Source organism: Sorangium aterium, assembly GCF_028368935.1.
GTDB lineage: Bacteria > Myxococcota_A > Polyangia > Polyangiales > Polyangiaceae > Sorangium > Sorangium atrum.
On record NZ_JAQNDK010000002.1, the window covers coordinates 339219 to 361434 of the forward strand.

Here is a 22216-nt window from a genome sequence, read left to right on the forward strand (position 1 = left end):
CGATGACGCCGGCGCGGGTCACGCGCCGGCGTCGTCGGACGACACCCGCACCTCTCCGCCGGCCACCGTCCAGAGGATCGACGTGCAGCTCCGCCCGAACGCCCTGTCGTGCGTGACGAGGAGCAGCGCCCCCGGGTAGTCGGCGAGGGCGCGCTCCAGCCGCTCGATCGAGGGCAGGTCGAGGTGGTTGGTCGGCTCGTCCAGCACGAGCGCCCACGCGTGCTGCCCGAGGCCCAGCGCGATCATCAGCTTGCGCGCCTCGCCGGGCGACGGCCGCGCCGACCCGAGCAGCGGCCCCGGCTCCACGCCGAGCGCGGCCACCAGCGACATCACCCGCCCGCGCTCGTCCGGAGGGAGGCGCCGCGCCCTCGCGAGGAGCGCCTGCTGCTCCGCCTCGTCGAGCTCCTGCGGCACATGGAGCACCTTGTCCGCCGGCACGCGCGCGCCGGCGAGCAGCGCGTTCACCAGCGTGGTCTTGCCGGCGCCGTTCGGGCCCGCGATCCGGATGCGGTCCTCGCGGCCGACCGCGAGCCGCACGTCCCGCAGCAGGGTCCGGCCGTCGCTCTCGCCGCCGGCGCGGATCCGGGGCGCGTCGAGCACGAAGAGCCACGGCGCGGGCGATCGCTCGTAGTCGACGAACACGCTGCGGCCCACCGCCTTCTCGAGCTCGACCTCTCCCGCCTCGGCCGACGCCTTCTCGAGCTTGCGCCGGGTCACGCCGACGTTGCGCGACAGCCGCGCTTCGGCCGATGACACGCGGAAGTCCGCGAGCAGGCCCCGGGCGTCGCTGTCGCGCGGGCCCTTCATGCGCCGCTTCGTGCTCCGGTCCGCGTCGGCCGCGGCCTGCGCCCGCCGCTCCTCGCCGAGGCGGCGGCGGAGCTGCCGCTCCTCGGCGCGCATCCGCTGGTGCGCCTCCTCGCGCCCGCGCGCCTCGGCCTCCCAGAGCGCCTTCGCCGCGCTGTACCCGCCGGGATAGAGCCTCGCCGCGGCCCGCTCGACGCGGATCGTGCCGGTGGTCAGCGCGTCGAGGAGCTCGCGATCGTGCGAGACGCACGCCCCGATCCCCTGGAACCCGGCGAGCGCGCCGGCGAGCAGCGCCCGCGCGTCCGCGTCGATGTGGTTCGTCGGCTCGTCGAGCAGGAGCAGGTCCGGCGCCGCGGCGAGCGCCGCGCCGATCTGCCACCGCTTGCGCTCGCCGGGCGACAGCGTGGCCCAGCGCCCGAGCTCCGCCGGATCCAGGAGGAGCTCGCCGCGCAACCTGCGCGCGGCGCCGTCCTCGGCGTCGGCCAGCGCATGGATGGCCGCGTCGGCGTGCTCCACGGCCTGCGGGCAGACCGCGATGGTCGCGCCCCGCGGATCGAGCCGCAAGCTCCCTGCCTCGGGCGCGAGCTCGCCGGCGAAGAGCCGGAGGAGCGTGGTCTTGCCGGCGCCGTTCGGCCCGACGATCCCGTACCACCCGGGGGTCAGGCACAGATCGACGTCCGCGAGGATCGCGGACGCGTCGGAATAAGAGAAGGAGAGGCGCTGCGCGCGCAACGACGACATACGAGCTCCTGAATCCAGAGGGCCACATGGCCCGGTCACGGGACGGGCAGGCTGCCTCGCGCGACCAGGGAGGCAGGGATGCCACCTGTCGCGCTCGCTACCTGCGACGGAGACCGATTCAGGAGTTGATCTTCACCGGAGCACTCTCCTCTTGCGTCAGCCGTGCTCTCTAACAGACGGCCGAGGCCTGCGCAATCGGCGCGGTCACGCGGCCAGGAAGCCGCCGTCGACTGGGACCGCCGCGCCGGTCACGTAGCCCGCGCCCTCCGAGCACAGCCACAGCGCGGCGCCGGCGATCTCGTCCTCGGTGGCCATCCGCGCCATCGGGTGCTGCGCCACCAGCGCCTGCACCAGCTCGGGCGCGAGCGCCTCTGCCTGCTGCATGGCGGGCGTGCGGGTGACGCCGGCGCAGAGGGCGTTCACGCGGATCCCGAGCGGTGCCACCTCGAGCGCCACCGAGCGCGTCATCCCGAGGACCGCGTGCTTGGACGCGACGTAGGCGTGGTGCGCCGCCTTCCCGGCGACGCCGTAGATGGAGCTCATGTTGACGATGGCGCCCCCGCCCGACGCCAGCATGGCCGGGATCTCGTGCCGCATGGCCAGCCAGATCCCGCGGGCGTTGGTCGCCATGACGTCGTCCCACACCGCCTGATCGGCGTGCTCGAGGCGGGCCATGTCGCCGCCGATGCCCGCGCAGTTCGCCGCGAAATCGAGCCGCTCGAAGCGCCCCATCGTCTCTTCCACGGCGCGCTTCATCGAGGCGTCGTCCCGCACGTCGGTCTGGACGAACAGCGCCGGCGCGCCCTCTCGCTCGAGCGCGGCGCAGGCCCGCTGCCCGGCGTCGCCGTCGCGCGCGGCGATGGCGACGCGCGCACCTCCTCGCGCGAACGCGCGCGCGGTCGCGAGGCCGATGCCCGAGGTGCCCCCGGTGATGAGGGCGACCCGTCCGGCGAAGTCGTAGCTGATCATGAAGCTCCCTTTCCTGGTGGAATCACGCAGTGTTCGCGCCTAGGCCGCGCTGGATGAACTGGACCGCCTGCTGGGCGAGGCGACGGCGGCGCTTCGGGCCGAGCTGCTTTCGCAGCGCGTCGGAGGCCAGCACGTCGTGGAGCTCGGCCCCGAGCTCCTGGAGCACCGCCTCGGTCAGCCCGGGGCCGATGACGGCGGCGACCAGCCGGGTCGCCACCTCGAGGCTCGTGTCGTTGGACCGGACGGCGCCGCTCGCGATCCCCTCCTCGAGGAGGGCCCGGAGCTCCGCGGCGCCGGCCTCGCAGATGGCCTTGTGGAGGCCGCGGACCTCGACCGTCGCTGTCGGGTCGGCCGCCGCGGCGGACAGGCGGGCGAGGCGCGGGTGCTCCACGAGGAACGCCATGCCGCGCTCGATGTGGACCTCCAGGCGAGCCCAGAAGTCCCCCTCCAGGCACGCGGCGCCGAGGAACGCGCGCTTCTGCCGCGGCACCTCCTCCGTGAGGAGCCACCGGTAGAGATCGAGCTTGTCCTCGAAGTACTGATAGAAGCTCCCCTTGGGGATGCGGGCGCGGCGCGCGATCTGCGAGAGCGAGGCCTCGGCGTAGGGGCGATCCGCGAACTCGGCGATCGCCTCGCGCACGAGGCGGTCCCGCCGCTCCTCGGGCAACCCAAAGAACGTGCTCTTCGGCATGCGACCGGTCAGTCATATGACCGATCGGTCGCATCGTCAAGGCGGGGGCGGTTCGCGTCGCTGGCCGCTGTTCAGCGGTTCAGGGCAGGGCGCACCCTGAGCACGACTGCGGCTCTCCCTGAGCACGATCCGGACGTGTCCAGAGCGCGACACCCGATCCTGAACGCGCCTCCGGCGTGGGTCGGCGCGCCTCCGGAGGAGGTGTGGTTCCAGGGAGAAGCGCCCTCTTTCGAGGTCACGAGATCGAGCCGAGCGTGACATCGAGCGACCCGCATCCTCGTCGAGGATGCCGGCACGCGTGACCGTGGTCCGCCCGAGCGAGGCGTTCATTTTGCATAGCGCGCAGGAGCACCCTCGTGCGGCCGTGCATTACTGCAATGCACGTCACATCGATGGTGCATTACTTCGCCATCAGCATCCCAGGCCGACGCCGCGGGCGTCCGGGCCGACGCATGCCTGCAGTGTTCTCGTCTCCACGGCTCGCTCCATCCGGAGCGTAGCGGGGGCGGCTCAGGGTCATGCGCTATGCGTTCACGAATGAAACCCGAGTCGACTGCATCTTGCATTGCTGCACAGTCGCTCACGAAAGATGACGTAGATCATCCAGAGATCATTGCGCTCATCGATCGCAACGCATCTCTATCGGATGGCCATCGAGGTGTCGCCCGGGGGCAGTAGATGTTCTCGGCGCGTGCTGGAGGCGCGCAGGTCGCGGACGCTCAAATGTATTTTTATTCACGCGGCATGTTGTGGCGGCTCGGCCATCGTATTGAAGCGTTGGAAGATTCGTTGTCCGTGAAGTTTCGAACACGACGAGGTCGTCGTGTGAAGTCCGCAAATAAGAATACAGTTGCGCATTCGTCCGCATGGTATAGGATGCTGTCATCAGATGGAGGAGCACCCACGAACCATCGGACCCCTGCAGCCATGAAGAGAGCCTAGCGGCTCTCTCGCTTGCTCTGGTCTCATGATGCACCGGGAGATGCCCTGGAAGCAGTCTAGGCGCTCGTGAGTCGCATGCTCGCATCCTGGCGAGCGCAGCGACGACCGAGGAGTGCAGCCGTGTCGTGCGGACGCCGAGCGTTGGCTCGGACCGCGTGGCGGCTGTTCAGCGCCCTGCTCGCGGGAGATGCGCCCAGGTGACCACGCGCTGGAGCATCGCGGAAACGCGGCTTGCGGGTTCCGTTTCGTGCTCCTTATCAGCGCTAGGGGCCAGCTGCCTCAAGGCAGCACCGAATCGACGCCATCGCGTCGCCCAGCGCGTCATCCGAGGCAACACCACACTCCAGGCTGATCGACGCGTGCCGCCATGGCGTTGCGGCTGCGTCCTGCCTTCGCCACAGGAAGAGCGCGATGAGTCGACTGAATCTGTTTGCCCCCGAGGTCCGAGAGAACCCGTACCCCTTCTACGCGGCGCTGCGCCGCGAGTCGCCCGTGTGCCAGGTGGACCCCAACGGGATGTGGGTGGTCACCCGGTATGATGACATCGTGGCGGCGTTCAAGAACACGCAGGTGTTCTCGTCCGCGGGGCTGCGCATGGCCACCGAGCCCCCGTTCCTCGGGCGATACAACCCCTTGTCCGACTCGATGATCGTCGCGGATCCGCCGCGACATACTCAACTGCGGAACCTGATCAACCGCGGCTTCACTGCGAACACCGTGGGCTCGATGGTGCCGCGGATGCGCTCTGCGGCCGCGCAGATCGCCGACGATCTGATGCGGCGGCGCGTGGTTGATTTCCTCCCTGAAGTTGCGTGTCGTGCGCAGATCCGATTGCTTGCCCAATTGATCGGCCTCGACCCTTCACTGGAGAAGCATTTTAATCGATGGACGGCGGATCTGGTCAGCGTCGGCAGCCTATCCCCGGAGGATCACACGCGTCTCGATGAGGTGCGCCAGACCATCGACCAGATGGAGCGTTACATGCAGGATTTGCTGGCAGGCCGCCGTCACCAGATGGAGAACGATCTGGTCAGCGATCTGCTCCGGTCCCAGGTAAACGACAATTCGCTCACAGATAGAGATCTTGTCGCCCTCCTTTTCCTGCTCGTCGTCGCGGGGATGGAAACGACGGTTTCGCTGATGACCAACATGGCGTTGATCCTGTCCCAGCGGGCCGCGTGGATGGATCGTCTGCGGGCCGAGCCAGCGCTCATTCCGCGCTTCATCGAGGAAGTGCTCCGCTTCGAGCCGCCCGTGCATGCCACGATGCGGCTGACTCTAGCAGAGACAGAGATAGGCGGCGTGCGCGTCCCCGCGCATTCGGTCGTGGCGCTGCTTCTGGGTTCGGGCCTGCGCGACGAGACGAGATTCCAGGATCCGGACCGCTTCGAGCCCGAGCGTCGCGAGCCGACAAGCCTGGCATTCGGTCACGGTGCTCACTTTTGCCTTGGGGCTTCGCTGGCGCGCACGCAAGCCCGCGTGGTGCTGGAAGAGCTTCTGACCCGATATCATCGTTTTGAGCTCCGAGCTGAGCGTGTCGAGTGGAACTCGGTCCTCAACACCCGCTGCCCGGTCACGCTACCCATCGAATTGATCCCCTTCTAGTGCATACGCCGCCAGCGAGCGCCTTCTCTCTCTCGGGTATGATGGCACCGTACCGCCACATTCGGCCGGATGTCTCCTTTTGACAATACCGTTGATCTTCACATAAGCGGTACGACAGCGCACCCGGACGTGGTAGGCGCGACCTGTCGGTGCGTAGAATCCACCGCCAACATCCCTTTTGGCAGACTGTGAGGTGCCGCCCTGCGCTCGGCGTCACGAGCAGGAAGACCACGGTCTGCGATGGAGTCCATGATGTCGTCTGATCGCAAAAGCATCGTCGTCAGTAAGAGTGAAGCTGAGTACTTCGAGTACCCATTTCCGCGTCATGCCACCCCGAGGTGGATGTCATCGAGCTCCGCACGTTGCAATGGGCTCGTCGACTACGGGTGGCGACCGACGACCGTGCGTTATCGCGCATCGAGGCGGCGCACGTCGCATATCTGGCCGCCTGGGTGTTCCCTTCAGCAAACGTGCAGACATTGCAGTTGGCGTCTGACTTCACCGCCGTACTGTTCCTCCTGGACGATGCGTATGACGAGGGCAAGCTCAGCGCGGACCCTCAATCCGTCGCTAAGCTGAACGAGAAATACCTCGGCGAGCTCTTCGGTTATATCGAACCGGACCTCGATGATCCCCTGACGCGTGGGCTACTCGACGTCCGCGATCGTATAAAGGAATGTCATCCACATTTCTTCCTGAACCGCTGGCTCTCGCATTTTCAGTACTACTACGAGGCCAACCTCTGGGAAGCGAAAAATCGCAAGCAACGGAGGGTTCCCGGGATCGACGAATACATCATGATGCGGCGCTACAGTGGAGCCGTATATCCTTATTGCGATTTGATGGAACTGCTGCTCGATCAGCCGCTGCCTCTCGAGATAGTACAACACCCGCTGCTGCAGAGCGTCCGCGAGATATGTAACGATATTCTCTGCTGGACCAATGATTACTTCTCGCTCGAAAAGGAGCTGAGGTCGGGCGAGGTGCACAACCTGATCGTCGTCCTTCGGGACAACGCGGGGCTGACGCTGGCGCAAGCTGTCGAACAGCTCAGGCGCATGCACGACGCCCGGGTCGCAGAGTACCAGGACGTCAAAGAGAAGGTGCTCTCGTCATGGTCGGCCAGCGGGATCCGCCAGTACCTGGCCGCGACAGACGCCATGATCGCAGGCCATCAGCGCTGGGCGCTGGCAGCGCTCCGCTACGCCGAGCTTGGGGGCATCGTCGCGAACGCCGGGTGAACGCAGCGCCGATCGCGCTCACCGGCGGCAAGCGGAACGGCGACGACGACGGGGCGTGGTGGCTGGTTGCTCCGGGTCTTCAGTTGCCGCGAGAGGCTCGCGAGCTTCACGCGTACAGTCGGGCAGAGGTGCGCTTCATGGCATATGCGATGCCTGCCTTCAGGTTGGCTCTCGTCTCCAGCAAGCCGAGGTCCAAGCCGAGCGCGACCAAGCTCTGCGCCACCGCCGGACGGAGTCCGGTCAGGATCGTTTTGCTTCCGAGCAACCCCACAGCCTTCGCCAAGCTCATCAGCCTGTTCGCAGCGCTAGTGTCCACGCTCCTGACCCCCGTGATGTCGACGATCACAACCTTCGCGGAGCTGGCCGCGACGCCCGCCATTGCGGTCTCGAGCATCTGCGCAGCCCTCTTGTCGTCGATCGTCCCGATGATGGGCATGACCATAATATCATCTGTGATCGGTATGACTGGCGTCGACAGCTCAAAGAGCCGATCATTCTGCGCCTGGATGATCTCCTCTTGCATCTGAACACGCTCTTCCTGCAGGCGGACGCGCTCGGCCAGCTCCACCTGTAGCCTGTCGTTGACGGTGCGGAGCTGGTCATTGGAGACGCGGAGCTCATCGGTGCGCGCGGCGACCTTCTGCTCGAGCCCCTCGTACAATTTCGCATTCTCGATGGAGATCGCGATCTGCGTAGAGAGGAGCCCCAGGAGCTCGAAGCGGTCTTTCGTGAAGACACCGGTCGAAAGATTGTTCTCCAGGTAGAGCACGCCGATCAGCCGACCTTGGCGCATGATCGGCGAACACATCAGCGACTTCGGTCGCCGTTCTTGGATGTAGGGATCGACAGCGAACCTGGCCTCATCCGTCGCGTCGTCCAGGAGTACGCTCTTCAGCGTGCGCTGCACGTAGCTTATCACGGACAATGGAACTTTGCTGAACGAGGTCACGGGAGTGCCCTTGAGCACGTTGATCTGCTTCGGTTCGATGGCCCCCTCGGCCTCGACGAAGAGCGCGTCGCCGCGCGCGAGCGCGAGCACGCAGGACTGCGCGCCGACATTCTCGAGCACGATCGTCATCAGGTTCTCCAGCAGCCTCTCCAGGACGATCTCGCTCGCCACCGCCTGCGACGCCTTGATGGCGCTGAGCAGATCCAGGGGCGTGCCCTCGTGGGTCGACGTTGCGACTCCCGACGTCCGCTGATCGAACGTCCCCTCGAGGATGAGCTGAGGGAAGACGGTGACGAGGCTCTGGCACTTCGCGTCGGCTCCCCACAGCGCGTAACCGCGATAGGCGAGGGTCAAATAGTGACGAGAGATCTCGCGCCGCCCCATCCTTCGGTAGAACGACGACGCCAGCTCGCACGCCAGCGCCTCTTCCTGGATGTATCCGTGCTTCCGAGCGCCTTCGATCGCTCGGTCATAGAGATCCATCGCCTCAAACCCTGCTTGCTTCACGCGCGCCAGCTCCGCGCTCACGAGGTCGCGCTTGTGCTGGACGTTTTCCGGTGCAGAGCGAGCCCACAGCTCGAGCTTTCGCAGGTGCGCGTCAGCCTTGGCGAGCGCGGCGCTCCGCTCCCCGTCCGGGAGCCGATCGAGCACGGCGAGGATCGAGAGCGAGTCGTAGAACGTGTATTCAAGGTCGGCGGCCATGCCAAGAACCGCGTCCTGGTACTCCTCGCCGGCGCGAAGACAGGCGTACGCCTCTTGGGTATTGCCAAAATAGTACAGCAGCATGCCTTTCGCGAGGTGCAGTGACAGGACCGAGGTCCTGCTTGACCCCAGGCACGCGAGCATCGTCGTCTCGTCGAAGTTGTCACCGACGAGGAGCAGCTTGTTCGCGGACGGAACTCGGAGGCTTTGGACGAGCTGCTTCCATATGCTACATTGATAGAGCGAATATTTGTTGTCGAGCTTCGACGCTAGCTCGACAGAATGCTTCATCCGTAGCTCGGTCGTCGCCAGATCCTCTCCGACGAAGAACGAGTGCACCGAATGGAATATCGAGCCGTATACGGCGTACTCTATGTCCCCCGTCTCCAGGCCGATCTGAGCGGCGTGGAGCAGGGAGTCGAGCGTCTCCCTCAAATGACGCTTCCAGTGGTGGATGAGGACGTACACGGTGGCATGGATCCTGGACTCCAGCTCGACCGCACCGTAGGTGTGAGCGAGCTCTATCGCCAGGCGACCGAGCTCGAAGGCTTGGTCGGTGTTGTTCATGAGGCACTGAATGACGCCGTAGATTGAATAAGCGAACGCGGCGAGAGGCGAGTTGCCGTGCTTGACGCAGATGTTGACCATCGTGAACGCGTTGGTCGGCAGCAACGCCGGCCTCGCGAGGTACACGGCCGGATTGACGGTGGTCATGATCCGGAGCGCCGCCTGCATCCGCTTGTCTGAGATCGGGGGCAGGTGCGCCAGGCGGGAGACGTCGATGTCCTCCGGCGGCGCCTCGGACAGCCGAACTTCCAGCATCGCGAGCACGCTCAGGGCCACGTCGATGGCCTCGTGCATGCGATTTTGTGATATGTAAAATTGGATGCGCGTCTCGTAGACCCGGATCTTCTCCAGCACATCCCTGGCTTGCTCTTCAACGATCTTCGCGCAGGCCTCTGCGCGGTCGAAGTTGATCGTCAGGTACTCCAGCTCGATGAGATCGGTGTAGATCGTGAGCGACAGCTCGTGGTTCGTCTCCCACGAGTCCTCGGGCAGGAACGCCGCGGCGGCGCGGAGGCACTGCACCCCGGGGCCGTAGGCCGTGGAGCGCCTCGCCTTCTGCCCGGCCCTCAGGTTGAGCGTCGCGGCCTCCTCGCGCTCGCGCCTGTCCACGATCATCTCTGCCCCCATGTTGAGGTGCATCACGATGTCGTAGATCCGCTCCTCGACGGACGCGGGAGGGCTCTCTCCGAGCATGAGCCGCCCCAGCTCCAGGTGGATCCGCTTCTGCTCGCCCTCCGGGAGCAGCTTGTAAGCCGCCTGCTGCACGCGGTCGTGGAGGAACTTGAACGTGACAGCGTCCTCGTCCGCGTCGTCGAGGAAGCGCGCGATCCCGTACTCGCCGTCGACGGGCACGACGAGCCCTGCGTCCAGCGCGCCCCACAGGTCCTCGTCGGTCGCGCGCCGGTTCTTCTGGTGGATGAGGGCCAGCATCCTCAGATCGAATTGATTGCCGATGCACGCGGCGAGCTTCAAGACCCGCTGCGTCGCCTCACCCAGGCCCTGTATCCGGCGGACCATCAGGTCGACGACGTTGTCCGCGACCTCCATCCGCTGGATGTCGGCGATGTTCCAGCGCCAGGCACCCGTCTCGGAGCTGAAGCGCAGGTGGCCTTCGCGGCAGACGCTCTCGAGGTACTGGATGGTGAAAAACGGGTTCCCGTGCGCCTTGGCGAAGATGGCACCCGAGAGCTCGCGACACTCCTCCCGAGGCGCGTCGAGCGTGTCCGACACGAGCTGGTTGACGTGATCGGGCCCGAGCGGCGTGAGCGTGATCGTGCGGACGCGCGCCTCGCTCTTCCGGAGCGCGCTCAGCATCATCGTCAGCGGGTGCGCGTCGTCGACCTCGTTGTCCCGGTACGACCCGATCAGCAAGAGATGGCGGATGTCCGGGTCCTCCAGGAGCACGCTGAGCAGGTTCAGGGACCCCGTGTCGGCCCACTGGAGATCGTCGAGGAACAAGACGAGCGCCCGCGTCTTCAGCGCGATCGCGCCGATGAAGTTCCGGAACGTCAGGTTGAAGCGGTTCCGCGTCTCCATCGAGCCCAGCGCCGGGACGGGCGGCTGCTCGCCGATGATGAGCTCGATCTCCGGGATCACCTCGGCGATGACCCGCCCGTTCGGAGAGACCGCCGCGAGGATCCGGGCCCTCCAGTCGGCAAGCTCATTCCTGGTCTCGGTCAGGATCTGCCGGACGATCTCCCGCAGCGCCGCGAGCACGGCCGCATACGGGACGTTGCGCGTGAACTGGTCGAACTTGCCGGCGGCGAAGTAGCCCGCCTCCTTCGCGATCGGCTTGTGGATCTCGTTGACGACCGCCGACTTGCCCACGCCGGAGTAGCCGGCCACGAGGACGAGCTCCGACCGGCCACCCTCCGCGGCCTCCGGCCCAGATCCGCTGATGTCCCTGAAGGCCGCCATCAACACGCCGACCTCGCTCTGCCGGCCGTACAGCTTCTGCGAGATCTGGAGCCGCGTGGGCTTGTCCCTCCTCCCTGGCACGAAGTCCGCCACCGGCGCGCCGTGCTCCAGCATGTCGAGGCAGGCCTTCAGATCGGCCTTCAGGCCGAAGGTGCTCTGATACCGCTCCTCCGCCGTCTTCGAGAGCAGCTTCATGATCACCCGGGAGAGCGCCTCCGGGATCGCCGGCCGGATCAGGTGCGGCGCGATAGGCGTCTTCGCGATGTGATGGTGCACGAGCTCCAGCGGATCCGTCGTCTCGAAGGGGAGGCGCCTCGTCGTGAGCTCGTAGAGCGTGACCCCGAGGGAGTAATAGTCCGAGCGGAAGTCGATCGACCGGTTCATCCGGCCCGTCTGCTCGGGCGAGATGTACTGCAGCGTGCCCTCGCCGACCGACCAGGGGTCGACCACCGCCGCGCGCTCCCCGGGCAGGAGCGAGGCGATGGAGAAGTCCGTGAGCTTCGATGTGCGCACGTCGCTGTCGACGATGATGTTGCTCGGCTTGATGTCCTTGTGGACGATGTTCCGCTCATGGATCGCCCCGAGCGTGTCCGCGAGCTGGAGCGCTATCCTCACCGCCTGCGCGAGGCCGACGCCCTGCCCATTGCCGTCGATGATCGCCCGCAGCGAACGACCGGCGAAGTACTCCATGACGAGCGCGGCGTAATCGAGCCGGACCTCGAGCTCGTGGACCCGGACGACCCCGTCGAGGTCGAGGTGCTTCGTGATCTCGTACTGGCGCTTCAGGATCGCCACGTTGCGGGTGCCATTGACGCCCTTGCGCGCGACCTTGATGACGCACATCTTGCCGGTGCTCTTCTTCCGGCCGAGGTAGACGCTGCTGCGAGCACCGTCGTGCAACGTCTCGAGCAACTCGTGATTCAACAGCTCCACCATGACGGCGACCCCCCCCTGCGTGACAGGGCTATCTACCCACAGCGCGGCGTTCAGCCGGTATCTCGGTCCGTGTCAAGCTGAAGTCCCCCGTTTCACGGCAGCTCCTCGGGGCGCTAGATTCAAGGATGGCGACAGGCGGGCGCGCGATCCGCCGAGGGAGCGAACGTGCTCGGCGAAGCGCATCGCCATAAGCAATCGAAACGGGCGGGTTGTGTCAAGGTCGAACCGCCGCGGCTCCGCGCGCGGATCGAGCGCTCCTGCGTGGATCCGCCGCCGCGCCGAGACGCCGCGCGTCAGGCCAGCGACGCACGACTCGGTTCGAGGGCCCGGAGCGAATGCGACACAGCGTCGCCTCGCCGCCCGGACTCACGGCGCTCCGTAGCGCAGAGGGCCGTCGGATGTGCATCACGCGATGACGCCTTCACGAGGAGGGGCGCCATAGTCCATTGGGCACACGCGCGTGCCGGGAACGGCCAACGTGCGCCAGACAGAGAGGGGCTTCCTTAGGGGAGTGCCTGATGCGCGCGGCGCGTCTCGGGGCGGTAAGCCGTCGAAATGAGCGGCGATTGGGCTCTGAGAGAGAGGTAAGGAGACGCCTGACCGATTGATCGTCGCAATGTCGTCCCGACAACATGCGTCGCCCGGCGGGCGACAACGTGGGTCGGGTGGGTCCGTCGACGGGCGTGGCTCGTTGTTGAGGCTCTCGCCCGGCGGCGCCACCCGGCACGCGGCGGCGCCGGTCTGCCGGTCCGCAGCAGACCATGGATCCCGCCCGTTGTGGGATACGCGGGCGTCGCGTGGGCCGATGTGGGGAGCGGCGCCCGCTGTCGACGTTGTCGACGCTACTTTCCGGCAGCCGCTTCGGAGCCGGGCCGTCGCGGTTCCCGCGCGCCGGCGAACGCGGCGCCCTCGCGGCCGATCGACGGCGCGTCGGCGATGTGCTCGCGGTCGTCGAGGGTATGGCCCATTGCGCCGAGCGCGCTCCTGAGCTCGTCGGGGAAGCCGCCCTGCTCGACCATCAGCTTGTCGGGGTAATCCTGCTGGTGGAAGCGCGGCGCGTTGACCCCCGTGGTCACGTCGAAGCCGAAGTCGACCACGTTGGAGAGGATCTGGAACACCGCAGTGAGGATCGTCGGGCCGCCCGCGGCGCCGAGCACGAGCTCCACGCGCCCGTCCTTGCCCGTCACGATCGTCGGCGACATCGAGGAGAGCATGCGCTTGCCGGGCGCGATGGAGTTGGCCTCCCCCTGCACCAGACCGAACTGGTTCGGCGTGCCGGGCACGGCGGCGAAGTCGTCCATCTCGTTGTTCAGCACAAAGCCGGCGCCCGACACCGTCACCCCCGAGCCGTACCAGCCGTTCAGCGTCGTGGTCAGCGCGACGGCGTTGCCCTGCGCGTCGACCACCGAGAAATGCGTCGTGTGCGGGCCGCGCCCGCCCGAGTCCTTGACCGCCGCGCCGCGGGCGAGCTCGTCGGTCGGCGTCGCGCGGTCCGCCGCAATCGTGGCGCGCTGCTTCTCGGCCCACGCGACCGAGAGCAGGTCGTCCACCGGGTTCTTCACGAAATCGGGATCCCCGAGGACCTCGTTGCGCGCGAGGAACACCCGCCGCATCGCCTCGGCGACCACGTGCACGTGCGACGGCGAGTGCCAGCCGAGCTTGGCGACGTCGAGCCCCTCCAGCTGATGCGCGATCATCGCGAGGGCGAGGCCGCCCGACGACGGGAGCGGCATGGAGGCGACGCGGCGCCCGCGGTACTCGAACACGACGGGCTCGCGCCACTTCGCCTTGTAGCCCTTGAGGTCCGCGGCCGTGATGATGCCCTTGCCCCGCCGCATCTCCGCCACGAAGAGCTCGGCGGTCTTGCCCTCGTAAAAGCCCGCGGGCCCCTTCTCGGCGATGCGCTCGAGCGTCGCCGCGAGCTCGGGCGATCTCCACGTGGCGCCGATCTCGATGGGCGCGCCGCCCGGCAGGAACAGCGCGACCGACGCCGGGAAGCGCTTGAGCTTGGCCGACGCGGCCTTGACGGTCGTCGCGAAGTTCTCGTCGACCGGGAAGCCCTCCTTCGCGAGCCGGATCGCGGGCGCGACGAGCTCGGCCCAGGTCTTCTTCTTGGAGCCGAGCTTGTCGTACGCTTCCCAGAGCCCCGCCACGCTGCCGGGCACGCCGACCGCGAGGTGGCCGACGCGCGCGCTCTCCGTGGCCTTGCCGTCCTTGCCCCGGTACATGTCGTGGGTCGCCTTGCCCGGCGCGGTCTCGCGGAAATCGAGCGCGTGCTCCTTGTCGCCGACGCGCGCGACCATGAACCCGCCGCCGCCGAGGTTGCCGGCCGTCGGGTGCACCACCGCCAGCGCGAACGCCGTCGCGACCGCCGCGTCGACGGCGTTGCCGCCCGAGGCGAGGACCTCCGCGCCCACCTTCGTGGCCAGGGCGGCGTCGCTCGTGACCATCGAGGGGCCCCGCACCGGCGGCGCGCCCTCGGGGAAAGGCCAGCCGGCGGGGAACCGCGACGCCGGCGCGGGCGGCGCGGCCGGCGCGGGCGCGGGCGCCGAGGCGGAGGCGGCGTTCGGCGACGGGGGCGGGGGCGGCGCGGGCGGAGGAGGCGGGACGGCGGCCTCGCAGCCCGCGAGGAGGACGACGGCGAGCAATCGATGCCAGGCACGGAGCTTCATCGCGGCGGCTTATAGCCCAGGCCCCGCGCCGCTCGAAAGCCGGAGGCGCGGCCGCGCGAGCGCGGCCGGAGGTTTCTCCACGGTGATCCGTCACAGCTGTTCGGGCTTCTGCTGATCAGCCGTACCGCTCTCTGGCGAACGGGAGAGCGACGCGCCGTACAGGGCGCGTGGAGCATGGGCTCGTACCGAGGCGCCCGGGGACGCCTCCTGGCGCCGCGAAGTGATCGGTCTTGGTCGTTGGCTTGGGGGCTTCGCCCCGCTTGGGTATGATCGGCCCCGGATGTTTCCGACGGAGCCCGCTCCCGAGACGATTGGGGCCTACAAGATTCTCCGGCACCTGTCCGGTTCTGGGCCCACCAGCGTCTATCTCGGGCGACTGGATGGCCCGCTCGGGTTTCGCCGCGTCTGCGTGCTGAAGCTCGTCCCGAATACCGCCGAGGGCGATCCGCGCTTCGCCGACGAGCTCGCCCGCGAGGCGTCGATCTGCGCGACGATGAACCACCCGGCGATCGTGCGGATGTTCGACTTCTTCGAGCACGCCGGCCGGCTCGTGCTCGTGCTCGAGCACGTCGAGGGCGTGAACCTCAATCGGCTGCACCAGCACCTCGCGGCGCGGCAGCAGAAGCTCGCCGACGCGGCGGTCTACTACCTGGTCCACTGCATCGCCGGGGCGCTCGCGCACGCGCACGGGTCCGTCGATGAGCACGGCAGCCCCACGCCGATCATCCATCGCAACCTCCACCCGGAGAACATCGTGATCGGGTGGGACGGGCAGGTGCGCCTGACGGGGTTCGGCATCGGCAAGATCCTCGGGCGCACGCCGGATACGATCGCGGGCGTTGTGAAAGGCGCGCCGGGCTACATGGCGCCCGAGCAGGCGCGCGCCGAGCGCGTCACGGTGAAGGCCGATATCTATGGCGTGGGGCTGCTGCTCTGGTCGTTGCTCACGGGGCGGCGGCCGCCCGCGGACGGCACGCGCCCGCAGGCGATCGCCACGATCCGGCCGGAGATCCCGCGCCCGATCGTGGCGCTGCTCGACACGGCCCTCGCGCCCGCGCCGGACGATCGGAAGATCACCGTTCACGAGATCGAGCAGGCGCTCGCGAAGGTCGCTCGCCCTGAGAAGGGGAAGGCCGAGCTCGTGACGCGCGTGCAATCCGCGCACGCGACGATCGAGATCGAGGACGCGGATCGCGAGGAGGACAGGCGGCCGACGATCCCGGTCAAGGGCAAGGGCGGCCAGACCGCGCGGCCCGCGGCGGACGCGGCGAAGCGGCTCGCGAAGGATCTCTTTGCCAGGGATCAGGCGGCCAGGGACGGCGGCGCCGCGAGGCTGCGGACTCCCGGCGCGCAGGCGAAGACCGCGCCTCCCTCGGCGGCGGCGTCCGAGGCGCTGAGCGGGTCGGCTCGGCAGGAAGGCAAGCCGACGCTCGGCGCGCCGGCGCCCGAGCCGATCACGATCCCGGTGCCGGCGGGCCATGCGTCGTCGGCGCTCGAGGTGCGGGGCGAGGGCGCGAAGGGCGTCGAGGGACGAAGGCCCGCGCTGCCGGATCGCGAGACATTCGGCCGCCTGTTCGAGGCGTCGAAGCGCGCGGCGGAGCGCGACGCGGCGGCGGCCGACGAGGGGCCGCCGGGGGGCGGGCCGCCGACGTTGACCGAGGTCGATCCGGTGTTCTTCGAGGAGGACGGCACGACGATGCCCGGCACGGGCGCGGAGGCAGCCCGCTTCGTGCCGACCACCTCGGTGATCCCGGAGGCGATCCGCTTCGGTCCGCCGCCGGCCCTCCCGGCGGATCTCGCGCCCGCGTTCCTGGGAGCGCCGCCGAAGCCGCCTTCCGGCTCGCCGGTGACCCCCTCCGGCGTGACCGTGCCGATGGGCGTGTCGGGCCTGACGCCGCCCGGGGTGACGGTGCCAGTGGACGGCTCATCGGGGCTGACGCCGCCCGGGGGCGTGCCGTACCCGAGGCCGAGCGCGGAGGGCCGCAGCGGCTCTCCGATGGAGTCGTCGCCCCCGGCGGGCGCGTCGTCGCGGCGCCCGCGGCTGCCTGCGCTGGCGTGGCAAGCGCCGCGTTCGCTGTCGCCTGCCGGGACGATCGCGGTGTCGGCGATCACGGCGACGGTGGTGGCGGGGCTCTGGATCTACGTGGCGCGACGGGATCGCCCCGAGCCGGATGCCGCTGCCGCGGTGGAGCTGGCGCCCGCGCTCGTCGAGCCCACAGCCGCGGCGGCGTCCGCTGCGAGCGAGTCGCCCCCCGCGAAGAAGGCTCCGGCAGGGAAGGCGCAGGCGGCGAAGACGCTTTCAGCAAAGGAGGCCGCCGCGGCGAAGGAGGCTGCGGCGAAGGAGGCCGCTGCGAAGGAAGCCGCCGCTGCGAAGGAGGCCGCTGCGAAGGAAGCCGCTGCGGTGAAGGAGGCCGCTGCGAAGGAAGCCGCCGCTGCGAAGGAGGCCGCTGCGAAGGAGGCCGCTGCGAAGGAGGCCGCTGCGAAGGAAGCCGCTGCGGCGAAGGACGCGGCGGCCAAGGAGGCTGCGAGCCAGGCGAAGCAGGGGGGCAATCCCGCGTCGCTGCCCAAGGATCAGGGCCTGCTCACGGTGGGGTTTCCGCAGCCGGGGGGCGTCTACATGACGGGCAAGTACGCGGGGGATGTGAACCAGGCGCTGGCCGTGCGCTGCGGCCGCTTCTTCGTGCGCGTCGGCCGGCCCGGGAAGACGAAGTTCCCCGAGTGGCTCAGCGCGGGTGTGACGGCGCAGGTGCCCTGCCAGGGGGCCACGAGCATCGATATCAAGCCGAGCGCACCGCCGAAGGCGAAGAAGAAGCGGTAGCCCGGCGCCCGGCGCCCAGGCCGCCTCGGTGCGGCGGCCGGAGCCCTCTGCGGCAATGGCGCAATGGCCGCGCGCCCCTACTTCATACAGACCGCCTCCAGGTTGTTGCCGTCGGGGTCGTGCAGGAAAGCCGCATAATACGTCGGGGCGTAATCCGCGCGCACGCCGGGCTTGCCGTTGTCGCGGCCGCCGGCCGCCAGCCCCTCCCGGTAGAACCGATCGACCGCGGCATGATCCGCGGCGCGCAGGGCGATGTGCGCGCCGGGGCCCCGGGGGCCGTGGTCCACCTGCAGATAAAGGGCCGGGGCCCCCTCGGGACCGAAGCTCGCATAAGCCTCGTCGCGGGCGCACAGCACGTGACCGAGCGGCGCCAGCGCAGCGGCGTAGAAGCGAACGCTCGCCTCGATGTCCTTCACCTTCAGTCCGATGTGATCGTACATGTTGCCTCCTCATGAGGAGGACCCACGAGAGGGCGCCTCCACGCCGGAGACGCTAGCGAGGGGTGCCCCCGGCGCTCTTGGAGAATCTTGCGGTCGATGCGCGGCGCGCCTCCACTCCACGCGCGCGCTCCTTCACCGCGGCATCGCGCCGTCGCGGAGCCCAGGGGCGGCCGTCGCTCTCGGCCGTCCGGCCGTCATCGAGCGCCGCTCAGGCGGTGTCGATCGTCCTGAGCAGGGCCTCGAGCTCGAACGGCTTGCTGAGCACCTTGCGCGCGTGCGTCGGCATCGGCTGCTTGATGTTCGACGCCGCGGTCATGATGACGACGGGGATCTCCTCCAGCGCGGGGACCGCGCAGAGCTCGTCGCACACCTTCCAGCCGTTCATCTTCGGCATCATCAGGTCGAGCAGGATCACTCCGGGCCTTTCGCCGTCGAGGAGCCGCTCGAGCGCTTCTCGCCCGCTGAAGAAGGGCGTCGCTTCATAACCGAGGTCGCGCAGCGTCTCGGCCAGGGTCGTCGCCAGATCCACGTCGTCATCGATGATCAGAACAGACTTGGTCATGTAGTGAAGAGGGCGTTCGCTGGTGAATGTGAGGCCGGCGTCGAGTCCGTCCGGCGCAGAGGGGCGGCCTCGCAGCCCCGAAATTGCATGGGCTCCCATTGCATTTGCTAGTAGGACGCCGCGCGGCCGCAAGGAGAAACGCGGCAGAGCCAGGCACATGTGCTCGCCTTGCGCGCTTGCCCGGCTGCTTCAGCGCGGCACGCGGCACACGTCGCGCGCGCGTGCGTGCGTCGAGCCGCGGCCTTGCTCTATGCTGTGGCGCCATGCTCGACACGCGGGAGCTGCCGCTCCTCCGGGCCCTCGCGGGCCGGTACCCGACGACCGAGGCCGCGCTCTCGGAGATCGGCCATCTGCGGGCGATCCTGTCGCTCCCGAAGGGGACGGTGCACGTGGTCAGCGACGTCCACGGCGAGCACAGGAAGCTGAAGCACATCATCAACAACGCCTCGGGGAGCCTGCGGCCGCTCGTCGAGCGGGTCTTCGGCGACCGGCTCACGGCGGCCGAGAAGCGCGCGCTGCTCTCGGTCGTCTACTACCCTCGCGAGAGCTATGCCCGCGTCGCGTCCCGCAGCGAGGGGGAGCGGCGGGGCTTCCTGCTCTGGACGCTCGCGCGCGAGATCGAGGTCATCCGCCAGCTGTCGCTGCGCTACACGCTCCGCCAGGTGGAGGCGGCGTTCCCGGAGGACATGCGGGGCCTGCTCCGCGAGCTCGTGTCGGCGCGCGCCGCCCTCGGCGAGGGCGGCTACCTCGACGCGCTCATCGAGCCGTTCGTGCAGCACGGTCGTGAGATAGAGATCCTGCGCGCCACGGCGCGCGCCATCCGGAACCTGACGGTCTTCGAGCTCGTGGTGGCCGGCGATCTCGGCGATCGCGGTCCCCGGCTGGACAAGGTGATCGAGTACCTGATGCGCCAGCCGCGCGTGCGGGTCGTGTGGGGCAACCACGACGTGAGCTGGATGGGCGCGAGCCTCGGCCAGGAGGCGCTCATCGCCACGGTGGTCCGGCTCTCGCTGCGGTACGGGCGCCTGTCGCAGCTGGAAGAGGGCTTTGGCATCCCGGTGGCGCCGCTCGATCGGCTCGCGCGCACGGCCTACGCCGACGATCCGGCGGAGCGCTTCGCGGTCCGGGGCGAGGGGCTGCGCGACGCCCTCCTGCTGGCGCGGATGCAGAAGGCCGCGGCCGTCCTCCAGTTCAAGCTGGAGGGGCAGCTCTGCCGACGCCGCCCCGAGTACGCGCTCGAGCACCGCTGCCTGCTCCATCGCATCGACCCGCGCGCGGGCACGGTCGCGATCGACGGCGACGTGTTTCCGCTGCTCGACGCGCGCTTCCCGACGCTCGACCCCGGCGATCCGTACGCGCTGACGCCGGACGAGGCGGCGTGCATCGCCCTTCTGAAGGAGTCTTTCCTGAGGAGCCCGGCGCTGTCGCGCCAGATGCGCTGGATGGTGCAGCAGGGGACGACGTGGCTCAGGCGCGACCGGGCGCTCATCTTCCACGGCTGTGTCCCGGTGGACGGCGAGGGCGAGCTCCTTCCTTTCGTGGTGGACGGCGAGGTTCGCCGCGGCAGGGCGCTGTTCGACGCGCTGGAGCGAACGGTGCGCCGGGCTTTCCGGGCGGGCGCGCAGGAGGACGTCGACATGCTCTGGTACCTCTGGACTGGGCCGCTCTCGCCCATGTTCGGCAAGGACCGGATGACGACGTTCGAGTCGTATTTCGTCGCCGACGAGAGGACGCACAAGGAGACGAAGAACCCGTATTTCCACCTGATCCACGACGCCGCGTTCTGCGGCCGGGTGTGCCGTGAGTTCGGTGTGGACGAGGAGCGCGGGCTCATCGTGAACGGGCACGTGCCGGTCAGGGTCGAGCGGGGGGAGTCGCCGATCAAGGCGTCGCGCCGCGCGGTGACGATCGACGGGGCGTTCTCGGAGGCGTACGGCGACAAGGGGTACACGCTCGTGCTCGAGGCGAGCGGGGCGCGGCTCGCGCAGCACCACCATTTCACGTCGGTCGAGCAGGCCGTCGAGGCGGGGGAGGACATCATCCCCGTGATCTCGGACGTGGAGGTCTACGAGGCCGAGCGCCGGGTCGGAGACACCGAGAAGGGGGAGGAGATCGAGCGGGAGATCGAGATCCTGGAGCGGCTCATCGAGGCGTATCGAGACGGCGCGCTCCTGGAGCAGCCGAGGTGAGGTGAGGCGCGGCGGGGGCCGCGCCTGGCCTCGTCACTCCAGCTGACCGTCCGCGATCCAGTCGACGAGCGTCTGCTGCTCTGCGGCCGTCAGGCAGTTAGCGTTCGCGGCGTCGAGCGCCGGGTCGCCGGTGCATCCGCGGTTGCGCGGCATGCGGGTGGCGTTGTCGACGTCGTGGATGCGGATGACGGTGCACGCCCCCTGCGTCCGCGCGGGTTCACCCGGGCCCACGGCGCACTGGGCCGAGTTCGAGGGAAGCTTCGCGGACTCGTAGGTGATTGAGAAGCCGCTGGCCGGCGGGGGATCCGTGCGGGTGTGGCAGGGCGAGCACTTCGCCAGCAGGATCGGCTCCACGTCGGCCCATCGCACGGGCTCGGCGTCATCGCCGCCCGCGCCGCCCGCGCCGCCAGTGCCGCCCGCACCGCCGGCGCCGACTGCGACGGCGGTGGAGGACTCGCCGCCTGCGCCGCCTGCGCCGACCGCGACGGTGGAGGACTCGCCGCCCGCGCCGCCGGCGCCGACTGCGACGGCGGTGGAGGACTCGCCGCCTGCGCCGCCTGCGCCGACCGCGACGGTGGAGGACTCACCGCCCGCGCCGCCTGCGCCGACTGCGACGGCGGTGGAGGACTCGCCGCCTGCGCCGACTGCGACGGTGGAGGACTCGCCGCCCGCACCGCCTGCGCCGACCGCGACGGTGGAGGAGTCGCCGCCCGAGCCGCCGGAGCCAACAGCGACGCTGGTGGTGGCGGCGGTGGAGGAGTCGCCGCCCGAGCCGCCGGAGCCAACAGCGACGCTGGTGGTGGCGGCGGTGGAGGAGTCGCCGCCCGAGCCGCCGGAGCCAACCGCGGCGCTGGTGGTGGCGGCGGTGGAGGACTCGCCGCCCGAGCCGCCCGCGCCAACCGCGGCGCCGGAGGTGGCAGCCGTGGAGGACTCGCCGCCCGAGCCGCTGGAGCTAGCCGCGACGCTGGTGCTGGCAGCGGTGGAAGGCTCACCGCTCGCGCCGGTGGAAGGCTCGCCGCCCTCACCACCCGCGCCGCCGGCGCCGCCCTCGCCACCCGCGCCGGCAGCGCCGCCGGCGCCGCCCTCGCCACCCGTGCCAGGAGCGCCGCCGGCGCCGCCCTCGCCACCCGTACCAGGAGCGCCGCCGGTGCCGCCCTCGCCGCCGCTGCCGCTGGTGCTGCCGCCGCCAGTTCCTACGCCGGTGCTGGTGGAGGTGCCGCCGCCGCCCTCACCGCCTGCGCCGCCTGTGCCAAAGCCGACCTCGTCGTCACCGCACGCGGTGAGCGCGAGGAGCAGCGTCCCGGTGGTCATGAAGAGACGAATGGAAGTACGCGGGATAGAGACCATGCGCGGAGAATAGGCGCGTGCAGTATCGCGGGTAAATGCTGCCGCACAGAAGACAAGATTTTATCATTGCTCCCTTGACGGAATATGCTTCCGCTGAATCGCGGCGGTCGACGCCCCGGCTCGC

12 protein-coding genes are annotated in these 22216 nt (G+C 69.0%); 4 read left to right on the top strand and 8 right to left on the bottom strand.

Features of this window, described 5'->3' with window-relative positions; all coding sequences use genetic code 11:
- Window positions 1-18: 18 nt before the first annotated feature.
- The 3 genes from POL72_RS16170 to POL72_RS16180 form a co-directional block, all read right to left on the bottom strand.
- Window positions 19-1545, bottom strand: coding sequence for an ATP-binding cassette domain-containing protein (locus POL72_RS16170; protein WP_272096244.1), 1527 nt, complete (start codon window positions 1543-1545; stop codon window positions 19-21).
- 204 nt (window positions 1546-1749) lie between these two features.
- A complete protein-coding gene (locus POL72_RS16175) occupies window positions 1750-2514 on the bottom strand; it encodes an SDR family NAD(P)-dependent oxidoreductase (RefSeq protein WP_272096245.1) in 765 nt (254 codons plus the stop codon).
- A gap of 22 nt (window positions 2515-2536) precedes the next feature.
- Entirely contained in the window at window positions 2537-3205 is a 669-nt protein-coding gene (locus tag POL72_RS16180) for a TetR/AcrR family transcriptional regulator (protein WP_272096246.1), read from the bottom strand.
- A gap of 1353 nt (window positions 3206-4558) precedes the next feature.
- Between POL72_RS16180 and POL72_RS16185 the strand changes: the two genes are divergently transcribed.
- Window positions 4559-5752, top strand: a complete 1194-nt coding sequence (locus tag POL72_RS16185; RefSeq protein ID WP_272096247.1) for a cytochrome P450 — start codon at window positions 4559-4561, stop codon at window positions 5750-5752.
- Window positions 5753-6090: 338 nt separating this feature from the next.
- Window positions 6091-6993, top strand: coding sequence for a terpene synthase family protein (locus POL72_RS16190; protein ID WP_272096248.1), 903 nt, complete (start codon window positions 6091-6093; stop codon window positions 6991-6993).
- A gap of 106 nt (window positions 6994-7099) precedes the next feature.
- Here the strand turns inward: POL72_RS16190 and POL72_RS16195 are convergent, their stop codons facing one another.
- Together POL72_RS16195 and ggt are read right to left on the bottom strand one after the other, a co-directional pair.
- Window positions 7100-12061, bottom strand: coding sequence for an AAA family ATPase (locus POL72_RS16195; RefSeq protein WP_272097929.1), 4962 nt, complete (start codon window positions 12059-12061; stop codon window positions 7100-7102).
- 845 nt (window positions 12062-12906) lie between these two features.
- Window positions 12907-14736, bottom strand: a complete 1830-nt coding sequence (gene ggt, locus POL72_RS16200) for a gamma-glutamyltransferase (RefSeq protein WP_272096249.1) — start codon at window positions 14734-14736, stop codon at window positions 12907-12909.
- Window positions 14737-15016: 280 nt separating this feature from the next.
- Here ggt and POL72_RS16205 point away from each other — a divergent pair, with 280 nt between their 5' ends.
- A complete protein-coding gene (locus tag POL72_RS16205; protein ID WP_272096250.1) occupies window positions 15017-17554 on the top strand; it encodes a serine/threonine protein kinase in 2538 nt (845 codons plus the stop codon).
- 77 nt (window positions 17555-17631) lie between these two features.
- Here the strand turns inward: POL72_RS16205 and POL72_RS16210 are convergent, their stop codons facing one another.
- Both POL72_RS16210 and POL72_RS16215 read right to left on the bottom strand, forming a co-directional pair.
- Window positions 17632-17994 (bottom strand): VOC family protein, encoded by a 363-nt coding sequence (locus POL72_RS16210; protein WP_272096251.1) that lies wholly within the window; start codon window positions 17992-17994, stop codon window positions 17632-17634.
- 208 nt (window positions 17995-18202) lie between these two features.
- Window positions 18203-18556 (bottom strand): response regulator, encoded by a 354-nt coding sequence (locus POL72_RS16215; RefSeq protein ID WP_272096252.1) that lies wholly within the window; start codon window positions 18554-18556, stop codon window positions 18203-18205.
- Between the two features lie 263 nt (window positions 18557-18819).
- On the opposite strand from POL72_RS16215, the gene POL72_RS16220 reads away from it, so the two are divergent.
- Window positions 18820-20745, top strand: a complete 1926-nt coding sequence (locus POL72_RS16220) for a fructose-bisphosphatase class III (RefSeq protein ID WP_272096253.1) — start codon at window positions 18820-18822, stop codon at window positions 20743-20745.
- Between the two features lie 33 nt (window positions 20746-20778).
- On the opposite strand, the gene POL72_RS16225 is transcribed toward POL72_RS16220, so the two are convergent.
- The gene (locus POL72_RS16225; protein WP_272096254.1) at window positions 20779-22056 is read right to left on the bottom strand and encodes a hypothetical protein; all 1278 of its coding nucleotides are present in this window, start codon (window positions 22054-22056) and stop codon (window positions 20779-20781) included.
- Window positions 22057-22216: the final 160 nt, after the last annotated feature.

What these genes read in the sequence shown, in the direction of transcription:
- POL72_RS16205 (WP_272096250.1), top strand. Translation starts at nt 15,017, where the DNA reads ATGTTTCCGACGGAGCCCGCTCCCGAGACGATTGGGGCCTACAAGATT.
- POL72_RS16215 (WP_272096252.1), bottom strand. Translation starts at nt 18,556, where the DNA reads ATGACCAAGTCTGTTCTGATCATCGATGACGACGTGGATCTGGCGACG.
- ggt (WP_272096249.1), bottom strand. Translation starts at nt 14,736, where the DNA reads ATGAAGCTCCGTGCCTGGCATCGATTGCTCGCCGTCGTCCTCCTCGCG.
- POL72_RS16180 (WP_272096246.1), bottom strand. Translation starts at nt 3,205, where the DNA reads ATGCCGAAGAGCACGTTCTTTGGGTTGCCCGAGGAGCGGCGGGACCGC.
- POL72_RS16210 (WP_272096251.1), bottom strand. Translation starts at nt 17,994, where the DNA reads ATGTACGATCACATCGGACTGAAGGTGAAGGACATCGAGGCGAGCGTT.
- POL72_RS16175 (WP_272096245.1), bottom strand. Translation starts at nt 2,514, where the DNA reads ATGATCAGCTACGACTTCGCCGGACGGGTCGCCCTCATCACCGGGGGC.
- POL72_RS16185 (WP_272096247.1), top strand. Translation starts at nt 4,559, where the DNA reads ATGAGTCGACTGAATCTGTTTGCCCCCGAGGTCCGAGAGAACCCGTAC.
- POL72_RS16220 (WP_272096253.1), top strand. Translation starts at nt 18,820, where the DNA reads ATGCTCGACACGCGGGAGCTGCCGCTCCTCCGGGCCCTCGCGGGCCGG.
- POL72_RS16170 (WP_272096244.1), bottom strand. Translation starts at nt 1,545, where the DNA reads ATGTCGTCGTTGCGCGCGCAGCGCCTCTCCTTCTCTTATTCCGACGCG.
- POL72_RS16225 (WP_272096254.1), bottom strand. Translation starts at nt 22,056, where the DNA reads ATGACCACCGGGACGCTGCTCCTCGCGCTCACCGCGTGCGGTGACGAC.